Source organism: Parendozoicomonas sp. 209JJ7-1 (assembly GCF_058147085.1).
This window is the reverse complement of sequence record NZ_JBYVJU010000122.1, coordinates 1-645: the sequence shown is the minus strand read 5'-3', so window position 1 is coordinate 645 and position 645 is coordinate 1. Positions and strand designations below refer to the sequence as shown.

The 645-nt window shown below is 40.2% G+C and carries 1 protein-coding gene; it reads left to right on the top strand.

Going from position 1 to position 645, the window contains the following annotated elements; translation table 11 throughout:
• Nucleotides 1–645 (top strand): ribosomal protein S5-alanine N-acetyltransferase (gene rimJ, locus ACY2RQ_RS19665; protein WP_490114712.1); only part of this gene is annotated, 645 nt, incomplete at both ends.

Here is a 645-nt window from a genome sequence, read left to right as displayed (position 1 = left end):
TCGGCACGCATAACAAGCGCATCCAGGTGACGCCTTCGGCGCACCTGATGCGGGCGTTAGGTGCTACCAAATATCAAACATCGAGTCGTATGAGAATAGAAACAGATAGAACAGTGATTGAAGTCCTTGGCAAAGACTATGCTGAGTTAATGCTGAATTATCACTTGGAAAATAAAGATCATCTTCAGCCGTGGGAACCAACGAGAAATGATGATTATTTTACACTGAGCAACTTCTCACAAATGCTTGGCGAAAATCATAAACTTCTTCAGGATAAATCCGCAGTAAAATTTGCTGCTCTTACACCCGACAGAAGTGAAATTGTAGGTGTTTGTAATTTCACGAACATTGTCTTTGGCCCATTTCAAGCATGCAACCTTGGTTACTCCATTGCTGAAAAACATCAAGGCAAAGGGCTAATGACAGAAATTTTAACTTCATCAATTAAACAAATATTTCGTGAGTTTAACCTTCATAGAATTATGGCCAACTATATTCCAACAAACACGAAAAGTGCAGCTGTACTGGATAAGTTGGGTTTTGAGCGTGAAGGTATTGCAAAATCGTATTTGCAAATTGCAGGTGAATGGCAAGACCATGTTCTCACATCAAAAATAAACCCTCAGCACCATGCACCTAACAAGT